This window comes from Noviherbaspirillum sp. Root189, assembly GCF_001428545.1.
Taxonomy (GTDB): Bacteria; Pseudomonadota; Gammaproteobacteria; order Burkholderiales; family Burkholderiaceae_D; genus Noviherbaspirillum.
Map to the genome: position 1 here is coordinate 34,050 of NZ_LMHZ01000027.1, position 15,941 is coordinate 49,990.

Annotated in this window: 17 protein-coding genes and 2 pseudogenes; 2 read left to right on the forward strand and 17 right to left on the reverse strand. The window is 52.3% G+C overall.

Features of this window, described 5'->3' with window-relative positions; genetic code table 11:
- Positions 1–5 precede the first annotated feature (5 nt).
- Both ASE07_RS16950 and ASE07_RS16955 read right to left on the reverse strand, forming a co-directional pair.
- Entirely contained in the window at positions 6–971 is a 966-nt protein-coding gene (locus ASE07_RS16950) for an acetaldehyde dehydrogenase (acetylating) (RefSeq protein WP_057292015.1), read from the reverse strand.
- 18 nt (positions 972–989) lie between these two features.
- Entirely contained in the window at positions 990–1,790 is an 801-nt protein-coding gene (locus tag ASE07_RS16955) for a 2-keto-4-pentenoate hydratase (protein ID WP_057292016.1), read from the reverse strand.
- A gap of 722 nt (positions 1,791–2,512) precedes the next feature.
- Here ASE07_RS16955 and ASE07_RS16960 point away from each other — a divergent pair.
- Entirely contained in the window at positions 2,513–3,265 is a 753-nt protein-coding gene (locus tag ASE07_RS16960; protein WP_057292017.1) for a FadR/GntR family transcriptional regulator, read from the forward strand.
- A gap of 95 nt (positions 3,266–3,360) precedes the next feature.
- Here the strand turns inward: ASE07_RS16960 and ASE07_RS16965 are convergent, their stop codons facing one another.
- The 15 genes and pseudogenes from ASE07_RS16965 to ASE07_RS17025 all read right to left on the reverse strand — a co-directional run bounded on the left by ASE07_RS16965 (position 3,361) and on the right by ASE07_RS17025 (position 15,589).
- Positions 3,361–4,434 (reverse strand): extradiol ring-cleavage dioxygenase, encoded by a 1,074-nt coding sequence (locus ASE07_RS16965; RefSeq protein WP_057292018.1) that lies wholly within the window; start codon positions 4,432–4,434, stop codon positions 3,361–3,363.
- Between the two features lie 131 nt (positions 4,435–4,565).
- On the reverse strand, positions 4,566–5,417 hold the full coding sequence (locus ASE07_RS16970) for an alpha/beta fold hydrolase (RefSeq protein WP_156396706.1): 852 nt from the start codon (positions 5,415–5,417) through the stop codon (positions 4,566–4,568).
- A 160-nt stretch (positions 5,418–5,577) separates the two neighbouring features.
- The gene (locus tag ASE07_RS16975; protein WP_057292020.1) at positions 5,578–6,552 is read right to left on the reverse strand and encodes a Bug family tripartite tricarboxylate transporter substrate binding protein; all 975 of its coding nucleotides are present in this window, start codon (positions 6,550–6,552) and stop codon (positions 5,578–5,580) included.
- A gap of 145 nt (positions 6,553–6,697) precedes the next feature.
- A complete protein-coding gene (locus ASE07_RS16980) occupies positions 6,698–7,063 on the reverse strand; it encodes a non-heme iron oxygenase ferredoxin subunit (protein ID WP_235548505.1) in 366 nt (121 codons plus the stop codon).
- 53 nt (positions 7,064–7,116) lie between these two features.
- The gene (locus ASE07_RS16985) at positions 7,117–8,136 is read right to left on the reverse strand and encodes an amidohydrolase family protein (protein WP_057292021.1); all 1,020 of its coding nucleotides are present in this window, start codon (positions 8,134–8,136) and stop codon (positions 7,117–7,119) included.
- 74 nt (positions 8,137–8,210) lie between these two features.
- Positions 8,211–9,002 carry an SDR family NAD(P)-dependent oxidoreductase gene (locus tag ASE07_RS16990; RefSeq protein ID WP_082584216.1) on the reverse strand — a complete coding sequence of 264 codons (792 nt, stop codon included), beginning with the start codon at positions 9,000–9,002 and terminating at the stop codon, positions 8,211–8,213.
- Positions 8,999–9,487, reverse strand: a complete 489-nt coding sequence (locus ASE07_RS16995; RefSeq protein ID WP_200960958.1) for an aromatic-ring-hydroxylating dioxygenase subunit beta — start codon at positions 9,485–9,487, stop codon at positions 8,999–9,001. Before ASE07_RS16995 ends, ASE07_RS16990 begins: the two co-directional genes overlap by 4 nt.
- The gene (locus tag ASE07_RS17000; RefSeq protein WP_057292023.1) at positions 9,484–10,806 is read right to left on the reverse strand and encodes an aromatic ring-hydroxylating oxygenase subunit alpha; all 1,323 of its coding nucleotides are present in this window, start codon (positions 10,804–10,806) and stop codon (positions 9,484–9,486) included. Before ASE07_RS17000 ends, ASE07_RS16995 begins: the two co-directional genes overlap by 4 nt.
- A gap of 93 nt (positions 10,807–10,899) precedes the next feature.
- Complete coding sequence (locus ASE07_RS17005) at positions 10,900–12,000, reverse strand: tripartite tricarboxylate transporter substrate binding protein (RefSeq protein WP_057292024.1); 1,101 nt, start codon at positions 11,998–12,000, stop codon at positions 10,900–10,902.
- 242 nt (positions 12,001–12,242) lie between these two features.
- A pseudogene (locus tag ASE07_RS28125) lies at positions 12,243–12,425 on the reverse strand (transposase domain-containing protein); the annotation flags it as partial.
- Positions 12,426–12,511: 86 nt separating this feature from the next.
- Positions 12,512–13,363 (reverse strand): IS21-like element helper ATPase IstB, encoded by an 852-nt coding sequence (gene istB, locus ASE07_RS17010; protein ID WP_057292025.1) that lies wholly within the window; start codon positions 13,361–13,363, stop codon positions 12,512–12,514.
- Positions 13,360–14,498 (reverse strand): annotated as a pseudogene (gene istA, locus ASE07_RS17015) (IS21 family transposase). The gene istB and the pseudogene istA overlap by 4 nt, the downstream one beginning before the upstream one ends.
- An 84-nt stretch (positions 14,499–14,582) precedes the next feature.
- Complete coding sequence (locus tag ASE07_RS30395; RefSeq protein WP_268793439.1) at positions 14,583–14,723, reverse strand: group II intron maturase-specific domain-containing protein; 141 nt, start codon at positions 14,721–14,723, stop codon at positions 14,583–14,585.
- Between the two features lie 222 nt (positions 14,724–14,945).
- Complete coding sequence (locus ASE07_RS17020) at positions 14,946–15,206, reverse strand: hypothetical protein (protein ID WP_156396707.1); 261 nt, start codon at positions 15,204–15,206, stop codon at positions 14,946–14,948.
- Positions 15,173–15,589, reverse strand: coding sequence for a hypothetical protein (locus ASE07_RS17025; RefSeq protein WP_057292027.1), 417 nt, complete (start codon positions 15,587–15,589; stop codon positions 15,173–15,175). Before ASE07_RS17025 ends, ASE07_RS17020 begins: the two co-directional genes overlap by 34 nt.
- Before the next feature lie 227 nt (positions 15,590–15,816).
- Here ASE07_RS17025 and ASE07_RS30705 point away from each other — a divergent pair.
- Positions 15,817–15,936, forward strand: a 120-nt coding sequence (locus ASE07_RS30705; RefSeq protein WP_442946082.1) for a helix-turn-helix domain-containing protein, incomplete at its 3' end; no start/stop codon positions are given.
- Positions 15,937–15,941: the final 5 nt, after the last annotated feature.

Genomic DNA, 15,941 nt, shown 5'->3' on the forward strand with positions numbered 1-15,941 from the left:
TAAGGTCAGGCGTGTACTGCCAGCAGCTGGCGGGCAATGCGCTCGCCGCTTGCTAGCGCGGCGCTAGTCATGATGTCGAGGTTTCCTGCATACGCAGGCAAGTAATGTGCGGCTCCCTCAACCTCAAGGAATATGCTTACCTTCAGTCCCGTCATTTTGCCGATTCCTGGAATATTGAGAGGTCGGGATGCATCGATCAAATCAAACTGCACCTGTTGCTTTAAGCGGTACCCTGGAACGTAGGCTTGCACTGCTGCCACCATGTGCGCCACAGAATCCGCAATTCGCGCTTGGGTAACTGTCACGTCAGAGCCTGGATCGGCAAGGCAATAGATAGTGTCGCGCATAATCAAAGGCGGCTCTGCCGGGTTAAGCACAATAATGGCTTTACCCTTATTGGCGCCTCCCACGGTTTCAATTGCCCGCGACGTGGTCTCGGTGAACTCATCAATATTAGCGCGCGTGCCGGGCCCCGCCGACTTGCTTGCAATCGACGCGATAATTTCGCCGTAATGAACAGTAGTAATACGGGATACGGCGGCCACCATGGGAATCGTCGCTTGTCCTCCGCACGTAACCATATTGAGGTTGGATGCGTCTAGGGTTCCTCCCATATTCACGACGGGAACGCAGTACGGGCCAATGGCTGCGGGCGTCAGGTCAATGACCCGAATGTCGGGCCGAGTGCGACGTAACAGCGCATCATTTTCGATGTGCGCCGCCGCACTGGTTGCATCGAACACGATCCCAATTTCACTAAATTTGGGCAGGGCCAGTAAACCCTGGACTCCTTCGGCGGTCGTTGCCACGCCCATTCTCTGGGCTCGCGCCAAACCGTCGGAGTTTGGGTCGATACCAACCATGGCCCCCATCTCCAAATGTTTGGCATGCCGTATGACCTTAATCATCAAATCGGTACCGATATTGCCCGATCCGATGATGGCTACTGGCATTTTAGTATCTTGATTCATGTCTGACTCCTCATCGGATCAAGCGGAAAATACTGCACTGACCTTCCCAAGTCCTTCTATTTCGGCGTCAAAGCGATTACCCGCCTCGACGGTCACCATCGGTCCAAGCGCCCCAGTCATCAATATATCGCCAGCTTTCAGCGGGGCACCCATGCTAACCATCATGTCGGCCAACCATACTGCAGCGTTGAGCGGGTTGCCGAGGCAGGCGGCTCCGGTTCCAGACGATACCGTGGCCCCTTGCCGGTCCATTCTCATTGCGCAACCAGAAAGATCGAACTTTCCTAAGCGCCTGGGCGTCGTGCCTAGCACGAAAAGTCCGCTCGAAGCATTGTCCGCCACGGTATCGGTAAGTCGAATATCCCAGTTAGAGATCCGGCTACCTACTATTTCAATGGCAGGCAACGCATATTCAGTGGCCGATATGAGATCAGCCACGGTGTGCTTTTCATATGTGAGATCACGCCCTAATACCAGAGCGATTTCCGCCTCCACTTTCGGCTGCAGAGTACGAGACATAGCGATTTCCTCCCCGTCACCAATCGCCATGTGACTAAACAGCATGCCGAAGTCCGGCGAACTGACGCCTAGTTGCTTCTGCACGGCCAACGACGTTAAGCCAATTTTCCGTCCGATCAACCGGTGGCCAATTTCACTCAGTCGCCTAGTATTGTGTGACTGAATGGCATAGGCTGTGGCGACCAAATCGTCGCCATCCGCTGCCTCGATAATCTGCTCCCGGACAGGTGCGCAAAGCGATCGCGACTCTTGCGCGTCCCAGAGTTGTTCGGCGATTTGCTCAATTTTTGTTTGGTTCATGGAAGTCTCCGTGATATCAGTCTCTGTCGTCGCACTCTAAACAGCGCTTGTTAGCTACCTGATTTAATTCATTGCTCCAACCCTCGATGCATACAGAATGAAACGAGCGCCTATTGGAGATCGCGTTGGTAAAGCGGTATTGCCAAGGGAAAGGCGTTCTCTACAGATATACATTTCTAGGCCAATAAGTGTTTCACTGACTTAACTGAACAAAAGATTGTTTCAACCCAAGACGATACTTTGTGGGAGCTTAAACAACTTATAGTTCTTGGTTTATCATACAATGGTATGACCAAAGAATCAAGCTGCAACGATGGGTGCTAATACTACGTTTTAAGTGCCCCTTCCGATAAATCGTCCCGTTTTAAATTAGAGTAGTCGAGAGATTCTTTATAAACACATTAACAATATGAACTACTTGGTGGCTTTACCTATGGATGGATTCAAGGCTTTCAATTCGTATTGGCACAGGTAAATTTGCCGAACCTTGGCGGAGAACTTGTTGAGATGCTTACCGGCAAATCGCCGTAGAGTTGTTATCTCGCACCTAAAACCATTTTTGGTGATCTCCGCTTTATGTCAACATGCACTTTTTGGTAGAACTTACAAAGGTAAAACCAATATAATTATCAGTTAGCGATTCCGATTGCACCATGCACAGCTTAAAAGATCTGGCCTTGAAGAAGTTAAGATGCATGAACGCTTATTTACAAAGATCCTGAATGTTTGAGCCCATACCTGCCCGACGAGCTTTTGAAGAAGTTTGCCAACAAATCCGTGCCCGAGTCGCAAGCGGTGCACTCAAAAAAGGAGACAAGCTTCCGCCTGAACGTTCGTTGGCCGAACAGCTAGGCGTGAGCCGTCTCGCCATTCGTGAGGCGTTGAGAAGCTTAGAAAACGCTGGGATCGTGGAACTGCAACGCGGACCTAAAGGCGGTGCTTTTATTCGCGGTGGCAGCGACGAAAAATTGACGCAGTTAATGCAAGATATGCTCGACCTCGGTACGATTCCGCTCTCGGACTTGACTGAAGCACGTATTTTTATTCTTGACTCAGTTACACGATTGGCGTGCGAACGCGCCACCGAAGAAGACCTGGACGCCCTGGAAGAGAACGTTCGTCTCAACGAGGAAGTGGTCGAGTCAGGGGATGCCAATGCACGCTTACAACAAGCGGGGGAATTTTACCGGCACTTAGCCGCAGCAACGAAAAACAAGGCGCTAATAATTGTAGTCAAATCTCTGACCGACATTATGCGCACCGTTCTTTCCAAAATGGAGCTTTACCCCTCCAAAGAGCTTACACAGTCCCGTCGCCGTTTAATGCAACAGTTGCGACAGCGTAATCCTGATAGGGCCGCAGCAGAGATGCGTGCACATCTGCAAAAGTTGCATGATCATGTCAGTACGCATTCCAAATCCCGGAATCTGTTAAATTCCTCGGAGGTTGTGACCTCTTTAGATCTGGAGTTATAGAGGGCTATTGTAAATCTAGAAGAATATTTTCGCAGCGCTAACCCAGAGGTGGCACCACAGTCCAACCTTTGGGTTAGCGCTAAAAAAAAGTACTATTATTTCGAGTTATAAACAGCGAATACTTTGTTGGAGTTAAAAGTATGTGTTTCTACAAAATCGCTCCATTTTAATTCCGCCCCAATCTCCTGCATTGCTCCCAGCAAGGCGCACCAATTTAGCACTTCTTGCTGGCCGGCGTGTTCAAACGCAGATAACGAGGTGTTCTGCCACTGTTGATAATCGCCGGAAGTCATTGCCTTATAAAGCCGGCGATCCGCTTCGGTGTCCGGCCGCAAATGCCAAGTATGGTCAACCAGGAATGCATGAGACCAGCTTGACGACGCAATGAGAGCTACCCGCCATGGAGAATCTCGGAAGATACGTGCGGTGGCCCTTCCAACTTCCATCAAACGCGCTGGCGATGGCGAAGGAGGGTCGAAATCCATCTCTTTTCCGAACGGTGCCATGCTTCCCCGAGCACAGATAACGGACTTTCCATAGCAATTGACTGGAAAGCAAATGGTCGGGTAGTCCCAACCCAGTTTGCGTTCATAATCAAGGTAAAGAATCGCGTTGGTAAATGCGTGCGCCAGGCTTTCATGGTGAAGCGGTTTGTATGCATAAGCCACGTCTATATTCGACTCGATCAGCTTGGAAGCGAAATATTTCGCGATAGCACGATTGCCGCGTATGCGGTAATGCTTGTCCGGCCCTTCATTCCATACGTTTGGGCGACCCTCACCCATACCTGCCGTCTGTTGGGCATGCCGCCAAGGGTAGAGATCGATATCGTCATACGCGAGAATGGAAAACGCCGGTACGATGTCTTCTTTGAAGTTCTCGTATTGATCGTCTCCCCAGATTACTACGACGTCCGGCTTGAACTGGTCAAGCGCCTGTCGTACTCGAACGAAGTTCTCGACCAACGCTGCCCGATGTTTGGCCGCCGCAGCCGCACCCCTGTCATTTCCCCACTCTGCCTGCATTTCAGTCGGCCACTGTGCGGAATCTTTTGCGTCCGCCGGTATGCCTGGATCCTTCAGGGTACGTTCGATCAACCAGCCCATTTTTTCATCGCTTGTACAAAGCGGCGGATAATGGGATAAACCTAATCCAAGGATTTCTGCCATCTGTGGCTCCTTCAATGTTGGACGACGGTAGACAGGGCGTGACCAGCCCGCCGTAAGATATTCACTTGGAATAGACAGCCTCTCCTTGCACGGAATGCAAGGAGTAAACCGTCACCCCTCTTGGACTCGGACTAGTGCTTCAGGAAATCGATAACAAGGCGGTTGAACTCATCGGCATGCTCCCACTGCGCCCAATGGCCACATTTGCTGAATATGTGTAGACGCGAATCGGGGATCCCGGCCACTACTTTCAATCCATGGTCAAGAGGAAGGAAGCGGTCCTCGCGTCCCCAAGTGCATAGCGTTTTGGCTTTAATCTCCGGAAACCGCGGTGACATATCGCCGTGCATTGCCTTAGCGCGGCTCGTGACCCAATTTTTCAGATGGATACCGTCGTCACGCATCATGTTGTTAAAGCGCTCTTTAATCAAATCCTCGGTAATTTTGCTGGGATCGTAAACAAATACATCAATCATTCGTTTAAGCGATTCCAGCGACGGATTCTGGAACACATTGGAAAGATGCTTGATCCCTTCAAGCGGTTGCGGAACCATAATGCTTTGCCCACACCCTCCTGGCCCCATAAGTATGAGCTTGTCGATGCGGTCTGGATACTCGAGTGCGAAGCGCAGTGATGACGCTCCCCCCATGGAATTTCCAATCAGGTGAGCTTTTTCAATTCCGAGTACATCCATCAGACCTTTGACCGCAGCAGCGTTCACATAATCTCTCGCTACGTCAACGACAATTGGATCGGATTTGTTAAATCCTGGGCTGTCGAGCAGGATCACACGATATCCGGCTTCGACGAATGCTCCAATATTCCGTGAATAGTTACTCCACCCCCCCGCACCCGGTCCTCCGCCATGAAGCATAATGACAACTTCACCAGTACCTGCATCATTGTAATGAACTTGAAGATCGTACTTACCTTCTTTAATATGCGCATACTTGCTTGTAGAGCTTTCCGTGAGTTGCATGATATTTAACCCTTATTCGTTGTGTTGAGTCGCGACGCTTGCCATATTGCGTACGTCATTTGTTCTCCGCCGTATGCGATCGCATGCTGTGAAGACCATTATCGGGGAGACTTAAGTGCCTACTTCAAAAAATCCGTTGGATTGCGGGGACAAGCCACCCAATTCAATCGACCTTAATCTGGTTGTCATTGATTAGCTTTGCCCATACATCTCGATCACGCGCAACTATCTTGCTAAATTCTTCGTGTGGTCGACCGGTTGGCTCCAGGCCAGTTTTTAGTAAACGTGACGCAATCTCTGGACGCTGCACTGTCTTGACAAAGAATTGAGAGAGCTTATCGACGATCGGTTTCGGTGTCTTTGCAGGGACAAAGACACCGGTCCACCCACCAGTGTTCAAATTAGGGAAGCCCGCCTCAGCGAAGGTCGGTACATCCGGAGCTATCTTGGACTTATTACCGCTGACTGCAATCAGGCGGAGTTTATTAGTATCGTGCAACTGCTTGTGCGTTCCTACTGTTCCAAAAGCCGCAATGATATGCCCGCCAAGTAAGTCATTCACTGCCGGTGTTTCCCCCCTATAGGGTATGTGATTCCATACGATGCCGGTTTCACGAGCAAGCTGTTCGCCTAAGATATGGCCGGTGGTGCCGCCCCCAAAGGAGCCAAAAGCGTATTTGCCGGGGGATTGTTTGGCGGAAGCGACGAATTCACCAAGTGTTTTCGCCGGATGGTTGATGGCGATCGAAAACGCAATCGGGTTATACATTGTTTCGGCGACCGGTGTGAGGTCCGTAAGCCGGTACGGCGCATCCTTATGGAGTATGTCGTTCTGTACGATACTTGAAATCGTCATAAACACGGTATATCCGTCTGCTGGTGCCTTAGCAACCGTGTTGGCACCAATCATGCCGCTCGCGCCGGTCTTGTTTTCCACGATGACAGGCTGCTTGAATTCCTTGGAAAGCTCTTCGCCAAGAATACGCGCTGCAGCATCGAGCGATCCACCCGGTGCTAACGGCACTATGATCTTAATCATTTTTGAAGGCCAGTTTTCTTCAGCAAAGCTTGTATGTCCGACTAAGCTTATTGAAAGGCCAATAACGGCTTTGGAAAACGTTAGAGCAAAACTTTTCATCGCTGTCTCCGTAATTTATTTAAATGAATGCCCTTATACACGCGGCATGGTTGTAGCTTCCAAAATCGGAACTGAAAGGACTTGGTCAGCCCTCAAAATGACTGTTTAATCTCCGCCTGCTTGAGCGCTATTCATCAAAACAGGATTAATCCACTTCGACGCCTAATATTCCGTCGCGAATCGACGGCCGATAAATTTGAATTGGTTCAACTGCTGGAAAGGCCGTCGCTTGGCCGGTGCGGATATCGAATTTCCCGGCATGCCAAGGGCATTCGATTTCACAACCTTCCACGAAGCCATCGCACAGAGAGGCCTCACCGTGCGAGCATGTATCAGCTGTCACAAAAAATTCACCATCAAGCAAGAAAACTGCCAATGGCGGCAGGCCATCTACGACAACGCGCGTACCGGCTTCCGGCACTACATCACCGACCGGACATAACGCGCGCCAAGAACCAATGGGCTGATCGTCATCTTTGGACGCTATTTGGGTCTGTTCTACAGTCATCATATTGAGATAAATCTACTAGTTAGTTTCAAACGACTTCACGTGACATCCTATTGCTATCCACCAGCCGAAATACCAAGCCATCGATACGCGTTTTCCCACAATAGCAATGCTCGGTGGCTTTCTGACAAAGACAGTTGTTCTATACGACCAACCGGATCTGGATCTTGTATCGCAAAGGGATAGTCGGAGCCGACGAGCACTTGCGTCTCTCCGAACCTTCGCATTAGCGTGGTTATCGTCTCAGCTTCATAGACAAGACTATCGAAATATAAGAGTCGGGACAGTTCTGATGGAGAACGTGACATACCCTCACGCAAGTTAGGGAAAGTTGCCCAGCCATGTTGAAGGCGTGGCAAAAGCGATGCGAATGAGCCCCCGCCATGACTGGCTGCTATACGTAAATTTGGATGGCGCTCCAGAACTCCCCCAGTTATGAGCGATGCTAGGGCCATACCTGTTTCTGATGGAAATGCGAGCACTTGCTCAAGATTCTTCGGTCCTACTATCCGGTCCATACCTGTTGGACGTAAGGGATGGATGAACACTGCCGCATTCCAAGTTTCGACGGCAGCCCAAAACGGTTCAAATTCGGGCGCTCCGATTGGAGTACCGTTTATGTTCCCGGCAATTTCGACCCCCGACAATTTCAAGACATTGATGACATAGTCGAGTTCTGCGATAGCATGCCGAACGTCTTGCAAAGGAATTGCACCAAGTCCAAAGAACCGTCCGGCGCTGTTGTTAACCAGTGCTGCAATTTCTTCATTAATGTAGCGAAGTAGTACAGCTGCATCATCAGCATCGAGCCAGTACGAGAGCAGTTCAGGCATGGGTGACAGGACTTGCGCGCCAATGGCAAGATCATCCATGTCGCCAATACGGGCTCGAGCATCCCATGTCCTATCTGATACTGTACGGTACACTTTTCCTGAGACCATGACATGCCGGTGGCATGGTTGAGCAGGCACTATGGAAGGCCACGGCACCTCGGTTCCTTTCCCTATATACGCGGGGAAATGCTCTGGAACGAAGTGTGTGTGGACATCAACGGCTCCGCACGTGCAGTTAGTCATTCAGGTACCTCCTGGTCCGGCCGTTTTCTGCATGGACACATGCTGATCTCCTTAGAATCGCGTTCTAACGATCCTCATGGCATTGCGCTGCCGCCATTGATGCTAAAGTCTTGGCCGGTGATAAAGCTGCACTCTTTGCGTGAGAGGAAGTACACCAAATCGCTTATCTCCTCGACCTCCGCACCTCGCCCCTTAGGAATGACGTTAAGGAACGCCTTCGCCAGCGCCGGTTCCGATTCCAGTCGAGCGCGTAGCCGTCCCGAATTGATGGCGCATGGTGAGACGGTGTTGACAGTAATATCCAGATGAGCCCAATCGCGCGCCAATCCGACTGTCAGTCCAACCACCCCTCCCTTAGCGGCGTTATACGCTGCATGGTTTGGAATGCCGGTACGTAGCGAGTCCGCACCAATGTTTATAATGCGCCCATGGTTCTGGGCGACCATCAAGGGAAGCGCCTTATGGCAACACCAGATTGTCGTCCATAGATTGCGCGCAAGGGTGATCTGCAGCGATTCAGCGTCATGCTCGAGGAAAGGACGGATAATGCCACCGCCGGCATTATTAACGAGCACATCGACAGTACCGAAGCAGGCAACGGCATGTGCGACCATTGCCTGCACGGCATTTTCCTGCGAAAGGTCGCCCGTGAAGTGGGTGATACGCTCGCCACCACTAACCCCGAGCCTTTCATTTAGTTCACGTGCGGCCTGTTCAACGCTTGGGTCAGCGTCGGCAAGGAGGACATTCATGCCCTCCTCGACCAGGCGACTCGCAATGCTCCGTCCAAGACCGCCTGCGCCCATTCCAGCTCCGGTTACGATCGCGGTACGCGCATCCTTGCCTGAATTGACTTGGCTGCTCATAGGATAATGCTCAACTTGTTCTGCGTACGTAGTGTTTCGGTATCAAGTACAGCCTTCTTCATGCTGATCCTTAGGTTACCGCCTTCATCTTCCTTCACGTCGTATACTGCATGCCCTGGATACACATCGACCCTATCTTCGCGAGAGCGATAGACGACAAAGTTGCAAACGATTCGTGTTGTCCCGTTAGTGCTTTCTTTAACTTGAACATTTGAAATTAGTCTGCGCGTACGGGAACGCGGATACTCGGCATGCGCAGTCTTTTTGAGGAGGCGTTCGGCGCGCTGCTCCAAGCGATGACGATCATCGTAAACCAAGTACAGCACCTCACCAGGCTCACCTTCCGGCTTGTCAGTTGGGGGAATAAGATACTGTCCATCTTCAGTAAACAGTGCGGCCCATTCCCTCAGCTTCCATTGGTCCAGCAGTTCGGCCTCATGGTACAACAGCGCCTCCGCGCCTTCTCGGTTGATACCCATTGTCATTCCCCCTTCGTATTGGCCACGATCAATGCATGCCACTGGCGCCAGAAGGCGCGCATTTGTGCCTCATCGGTGCTGAACGGTTCTTCCGAATTCATTCCACGCGAGATGTCATTCCACTCCACGCCGTTGATGTTCGAGTAGCCCTTTTGGCATAACTCAAGCATTTCGACGTCATCCGGCGTGGCAAAGCCTGCAGGCCCCAAAAACTCCACGAAGTTTTTCAATCGACGGTCGCGCGAGGTGGCACTCTCACCCATTGGCGCCAAGGTCCAGGCATTGATGACTGTATAGTCCGGCCGTACCGGATAAAAGGTTCGCACGGTGATAGCCATAATGTCGTTAACCACGAGATTAGGGAAAATCAGCATATTGCGATCCGCTTGCGTCACCAATGCGGCACGTTCTTCGCCGAGGCGCTCGGTCAACTGCCTGACAATCTCGTCAATCTCAGCCTTTGCTTCCTCTCCCCAACTCGGAATCCAACGACCATAAGGGCGGCCCCAAGGAAGGGTGCCGCGGGAGGTAGTATAGGCATGGCCATTGCCCAGGTCATGGCAGCGACCCCTCTTAAAGGTTGGATTCGCAGGCGTACGCTCGGTTTCGCGCGAATTTACATAGTCAAAATAAGTCGCATGCGTTACTGCGGCGTGATAGCCGTCTGCACTGTTTTCCTGCAGCAGCTTCCAGTTTGCTGGAAGGCTGTACTCTTGCATGCCTGCGACAATTTCCATGCCGTTTGGCCCTTGATCGGAGACGATGTCCAGAATGTCAGCAGCACCGGCAAGGTAATCTTTGAGTGAAACACGCGCCTGCGGATCGAAGTTAACAAATACGAATCCGCGATAATGGTCGACGTGTGCCACGGACTTGAGATTTAACGTGCCGCCTTCGACAAGCCCTGGTGCCATGGCTTCCTTGCCCGGGACGTCGACCAACTTGCCGCAATCGTCATATACCCAACCGTGATAGGGGCACTGGAAGGCACGCTTTTGTCCGGCGGCTTCTCGACAGATTAGTGCGCCGCGGTGTGCACATGTATTATAGAAAACGTTGAGTTTCCCGTTGCGATCCTTGTTCATTACCAGTTCGTGTCCAGCGACCTTACGCCTGACAAAAGCACTCGGTTTGGCGATTTCGGACATATGCCCAACGTACAGCCAGCACTTTTCAAAGATTGCTTGGCGTTCCGCCTCAAAGATAGCTTGATCGACGAATGCTTTCCGATTAACTCGGAACGAGCCTGCCGCTTTATCTTCGATGACAGCCTTTTCGAGTACCGAGCGGATAGCGCGCGATGCTTCGGTCACAATAGGAATCATGGAGTTATCCTTCTCATGTTAGTCAGCCGATCCATGCAGTAGATGGATGACGGTATCGCAATAATTTTGTGTGTTGAAGAAGCGATTTTTCGGTTATTCGCGCTTTTTGCCGAGTTTCTCGAACAAGGCACGATCGTTTTCAAACGAGCGCCGCGCCAAACCGTCAAAACTGGCAGCGTCAAGATAATCCGGAGTGAAGCCAAACTTTTCAGCGCTGGCTTGCGTGGAGGGGGAATTAATGGCCTCGCGAAACGCTGCATCTAGTTTCTTCACGACTGCGGGGTCCATCCCTTTAGGCCCCATAATTCCGAAGGGACAAGTATCGACAACTTGCAACCCTTGTTCCGACATCGTTGGAACGTTTTCCAATGCTCCCTTTAAACGCTTGTCGCTATAGACCCCTATTGCCCGAAGCTTGCCCGACTGGATATATGGTATTACGCTGTTCGAAGTCGCGATAAAGTTAATCTGTCCACCCATTAACGCGGTGATGGCCTCTGAATCGCCTTTATAGGCGACGTCTGTCCACTGCGCGCCGGTGGCTTGGGCGAGCCGAATGGTAGCGAGGTGCGGTGAATTAAACTTGCCCGCAGTCCCATAGAAAAGAGGTGTTTTTTTACCCTCACTAACCAGGTCGCTCACTGTCTTATAGGGCGAGTCACCACGCACAGCAACGATCAGCGCAAATTCTGAAATGCGTGAGATGTACGTCAGGTCCTTCATTGGGTCGTACTGTGTTTTCGTCATATGCGGCAGCTTAAGCGTCGCGCACGAGATGAGACCTAGTGTGTAACCGTTAGGCTCGGTCGATAACATTGCAATGGCCGCCATCGTGTTTCCGGCGCCAGGCTTGTTTTCAACAATGATTGGCTGACCAAGCGGTTTCGACGCATGTTCGGCAACTACGCGTGCCATCGCATCCATGGAGCCTCCGGGTGCCGTTGGAACAATGAGCTTGACCGGGCGACTTGGGAAGGATTGCGCCGTCTCGGCTGCTAGCGTACTGGTGCCAACGGAAAAACCGATGGTTCCCAGTGCAATTGCCGCACCGATGCTCGATATTTTGCGCGTGAAGAAAGAACGTTGGCGCCCCTTTGCATGATTCCCTTCCACTCCCATATCGGAGGGGATATTTCTATACGCAAATAAGTTAATGCAGGATAACTTCGTCGACACGAATGTGATCATTTCCATTTGTCTCCATTAGATATGGGAAGGTTACTGCCTATCTTTTGGTTTATCATACAATGGTCATACCAATAGGTCAAACGATCTTTCGCCTGGTTTTGCACTTTTTATTGTTAATTTAAATGGTAATTTGGGGACTTGTGTGCAACAGGCAAAATACGTACTCAAAAGGAATAGACGTGTCCTGATTACAACGTTCACATAAACCTTGTATCCTTAGTTGAATAGTAAGCGATCAAGCAAGACCGTCAAACGACCTTGAGCCGCCAAGGAAGCAGGACTTCATAGTCCTCGGCAGTCTTTGCCAGAGGCAGCGCCTTGAACAACGCGATCAGGTAACGATAGGGATCGACGCCATTGGCTTTGCAGGTTTCGATCAGCGAGTACAGGTTCGCACTGGCATTGGCCCCACCGACGGTATCGCAGAATAACCTGTCAATATCGGACGTAATTTCCTCAAAAGCGTCGAAGTAAAATTCCCCACCCCCTGGCTTCGGTGATCAGCCGGTAGGAATGATCAGCGAGTTTCCTTTCTTGGCCGGCCCGGCCGGCGTGGCACGGTATCCGACGGTAAAGGATTTATCGTGGAAGGCCGGTTACGTAATGACTCTGGAAGCAGATCGGCATGCTCACGCAGACGGTATGACGATCCTTCGATTTGCACCACGATGGCGTGATGAAGAAGGCGATCAAGCAGCGCGGCTGCAACCACGGGATCACCGAACACTTCCCCCCACTCTGCAAAGCTGCGATTAGACGTCAGGATGATTGCGCATCGCTCGTAACAGGCATTGACGAGCTGGAAGAACAAGTTTCCGCCATTCGAGCCGATTGGGAGATATCCAATTTCGTCGACTATTAACAGGCTATTGCGTGCCAGAAACCGGACTCGCTGTACGAGATTGCCTTCCCTTTCCGCCTTGGCCATGGAAGCCACGATCTCTGCCAGTGTACCGAAATAGACACTCTTGCCAGCACGTACCGCTTCTACGCCAAGTGCAATGCCGAGATGTGACTTCCCGGTCCCTGGCGGACCAAGGAAGTGTACGGTCTGGCGGCGCTCGATGAAGTTGAGCTGAGCCAGGGTCATGACTCGGTCACGGTCGAGACTTGGCTGGAAGCTGAAGTCATAGCCACTTAACGTCTTGATGGTGCTGAGCCTTGCCGTTTGCAGAGCCATCTTGATACGCCTGGTTTCGCGTGTGGTGAACTCTTCGCCTAGCAAGGTTTCCAGCACTTCGAGCATGGAGGTGTCTCCTTGTTCGAAGCGTTTCAAGGTCATATCCAATGCCTCAAGTGCGCGCGGCATACGTAAGCCGACCAGATATCGGCGAATCCGCTCAAGTGTCGATCCGGGTACGCCGCTCATGTCGATCTCCTCGTTCCGGCCAGACGCCTGGCGACTTGGTCATAGGACGACAGGGGTCGTCGCGCCACCGTCGGCGGCAACTCTTGGGCAGTAGCCTGCGACACCTGCTTCGAATGCTGGTGTGAACGGCGGTAGCCTGGTAGCAAGGAAGTTCGTCGCCGCCCCTCAAGGACGGGATGAATGGCCAGAAGCGCCTGATCCTCATAAATGCGGATCTCATGCGCCAGAGTATGGACTTCAAGGGTACGTTTGCGGGCACGGTCAGGCACACTATAGTAATTGCCGCCAACGGAGACGAGGCCGTCATGGCTGACCCGACGTTCAAGTCGAATTACACCGTTGAACATGCCGGCCGGCAGCAACCTTAAGGCAGGACGCTCTTCCTCGAAGTGCTGTCTCACGACGCGCTGTGTCGTACCGTGGAGCCGGACATTGGCAACGGTGTCGAGCCAATGACGCAACTGCAGGTTTAAGTCGCCGAGATTCTGGAAACGCCGCGCCAGAAAGAAGTCCTGGCGGATGTACCGGTAAGGACGTTCCACCTTACCCTTGGTCTTTGCGCGATAAGCCTTGCAGGCGCGTGGAACAAAGCTGTAATGCTGGGCAAAAGAAACCAGCTTGACGTTGTAGATGATGTGTTTCTCGACCTCGCCCAGGACCGCTGCCTTCATGCGGTCGTAGAGAATCTCATGAGGTACACCGCCAAGGTGTTCAAAGGCTTCCATATGACAGCGCAATACGGTCTGCAAATCCTGGTGTTCCACAAAGCGTCCCCAAAGATAGCGGCTGTGCCCAAGAACCATAGTGAAGAGCCAGATGGAACGACGGTGACCTGGTGCATCGTCGAACTCGACACTGAAGTGAGCGAAATCCACCTGGGCTTGTTGCCCTGGCGGTGTCTCAAAGCGCACCTCGAAGCTGTTCTGGCGAGGTGGGCGGACTTCACGAACCAGATCCCCAAGTGCGGTACGGCCACCCTGGGCGCCCGCGGCCCATACCTTGGCGCTTGTACGCCTTCCTTGATGTACTTACGAATAGTCTTGCGGTCCATACCCAAACGGGCGGCAATGGCCGAAATGCTCATGCCCTGCCGATGCAGTTCCAGAATCGTCATCACTTCTCCCAGTTCGACCATCAAACGCTCCCAAGGATGGACTCCAAGGAAACATGGTCGTCGATGATTGGAAGTAGTGTTTGGCGCTACGCGCCAAACACTACTTCATGAAAACTGGGGAAAATTACTTCGACGAATATGGGGAGTATCTACCCGACGCTGACAACCTACATTGAAGTAGTTCGCCCAGCCGCGCAACGTGCGATTCAACCTGCCCACCAACTCCGTGGTGTCCTGCCACGTCATGTTCAGGTTACCTCCACCGCTGCTCCGGTAGCTTCCGGCGGGAGCACTTCGCCGGGCGGGACTTTCACCCGCTGGAACCACATCGCCTTTTCACGGCGCACACCCAAAGCGGACTTTACGTGCAGGTCAGATCGAGGTGTCAAACAGGGGTCGCAATCATTATCGATCGAGCACAGTTAGTCAGTGTTATAAGGTCGGGGCCTTCATTCAATGGGCGCCTGGCTACCCTGCAGCTATGTTGCGGGCGGCACGCCTTTTCCAGTTTGCCTGAAGCCATTCGCCGTATGGCGACAGGCTCAGGTAGAGCTGCTGCGTCAGATCGGAGAGCATGCGAAGGTTTTCCGTCCGTATCATCCCCGTGTTGGCGAACATCTCGTGCTTCCCGCCCAGCTTGCCCCATGCATCGAGAAGTGAATACGGCGCGAACAGCTCGTTCGCCGTCAGCAGGATTACTGGCGCGCGCGACTGCCGCCGCTCTCGCACGTACTCGCGCCCCATTCGGCGAGCTTGGAAATGCGAGCGATTTCATCGTCAGAAAGCTCTTCCGGTTTTTTCATCGTCGAGAACACGAGGATCGATCCCGCGAATTCGGTCGCTAGCCGCTTCATCCTGTCAATGTCCCGTTGGTCAAACGCGTCGTCTATCTCGCGCCGCTCCTCCACGTTCTCGCCCCGGAAGCTCTTGGCCTCCCCGAAGACCAGCTGCGTCGGGCAATCGTTGCCGAACATGACTTTCCGTTGGTACCACAGGATGAAGTCCGCCTCGATCCTATCATTCGGGCCGAATGCGAGCTCCTGGCCTGCCGACCATGCAACATTGTTGTCGTGCCCCTGGTCGATTACGTCTGCGAAAAACCGGATCGACAAAGAGGCGGCGTAGCCGCCGTTAGCGTAGTTCGGCAGCGCGAACGGCCCTACTACTGAGCGTTAGTCTATACCTGACAAGAATTTGGGCTATAACTCAGACATGATCTGCGACGGATGGAGGTTATGTCATGGCAACGAAGCGATATCGNCTACTGAGCGTTAGTCTATACCTGACAAGAATTTGGGCTATAACTCAGACATGATCTGCGACGGATGGAGGTTATGTCATGGCAACGAAGCGATATCGTCGGGATTTTACTGCGCTGGAACAACGGCGCAAGCAAGCGGCTCAGTTGTTGGCCAAAGGAATGAGGCAGGCGGAGATTGCCCGCACACTGGGGGTGAGCNCGGG

Bases quoted from the DNA above. Each gene is read 5' to 3' on its own strand.
- ASE07_RS16990 (WP_082584216.1), bottom strand. From the start codon at position 9,002: ATGAGCAGCCAAGTCAATTCAGGCAAGGATGCGCGTACCGCGATCGTA.
- ASE07_RS17005 (WP_057292024.1), bottom strand. From the start codon at position 12,000: ATGGAAATGATCACATTCGTGTCGACGAAGTTATCCTGCATTAACTTA.
- ASE07_RS16960 (WP_057292017.1), top strand. From the start codon at position 2,513: ATGTTTGAGCCCATACCTGCCCGACGAGCTTTTGAAGAAGTTTGCCAA.
- ASE07_RS16955 (WP_057292016.1), bottom strand. From the start codon at position 1,790: ATGAACCAAACAAAAATTGAGCAAATCGCCGAACAACTCTGGGACGCG.
- ASE07_RS30395 (WP_268793439.1), bottom strand. From the start codon at position 14,723: ATGACGTGGCAGGACACCACGGAGTTGGTGGGCAGGTTGAATCGCACG.
- ASE07_RS16950 (WP_057292015.1), bottom strand. From the start codon at position 971: ATGAATCAAGATACTAAAATGCCAGTAGCCATCATCGGATCGGGCAAT.
- ASE07_RS16980 (WP_235548505.1), bottom strand. From the start codon at position 7,063: ATGATGACTGTAGAACAGACCCAAATAGCGTCCAAAGATGACGATCAG.
- ASE07_RS16995 (WP_200960958.1), bottom strand. From the start codon at position 9,487: ATGACAATGGGTATCAACCGAGAAGGCGCGGAGGCGCTGTTGTACCAT.
- ASE07_RS16975 (WP_057292020.1), bottom strand. From the start codon at position 6,552: ATGAAAAGTTTTGCTCTAACGTTTTCCAAAGCCGTTATTGGCCTTTCA.
- istB (WP_057292025.1), bottom strand. From the start codon at position 13,363: ATGAGCGGCGTACCCGGATCGACACTTGAGCGGATTCGCCGATATCTG.
- ASE07_RS16985 (WP_057292021.1), bottom strand. From the start codon at position 8,136: ATGACTAACTGCACGTGCGGAGCCGTTGATGTCCACACACACTTCGTT.
- ASE07_RS17000 (WP_057292023.1), bottom strand. From the start codon at position 10,806: ATGATTCCTATTGTGACCGAAGCATCGCGCGCTATCCGCTCGGTACTC.
- ASE07_RS16965 (WP_057292018.1), bottom strand. From the start codon at position 4,434: ATGGCAGAAATCCTTGGATTAGGTTTATCCCATTATCCGCCGCTTTGT.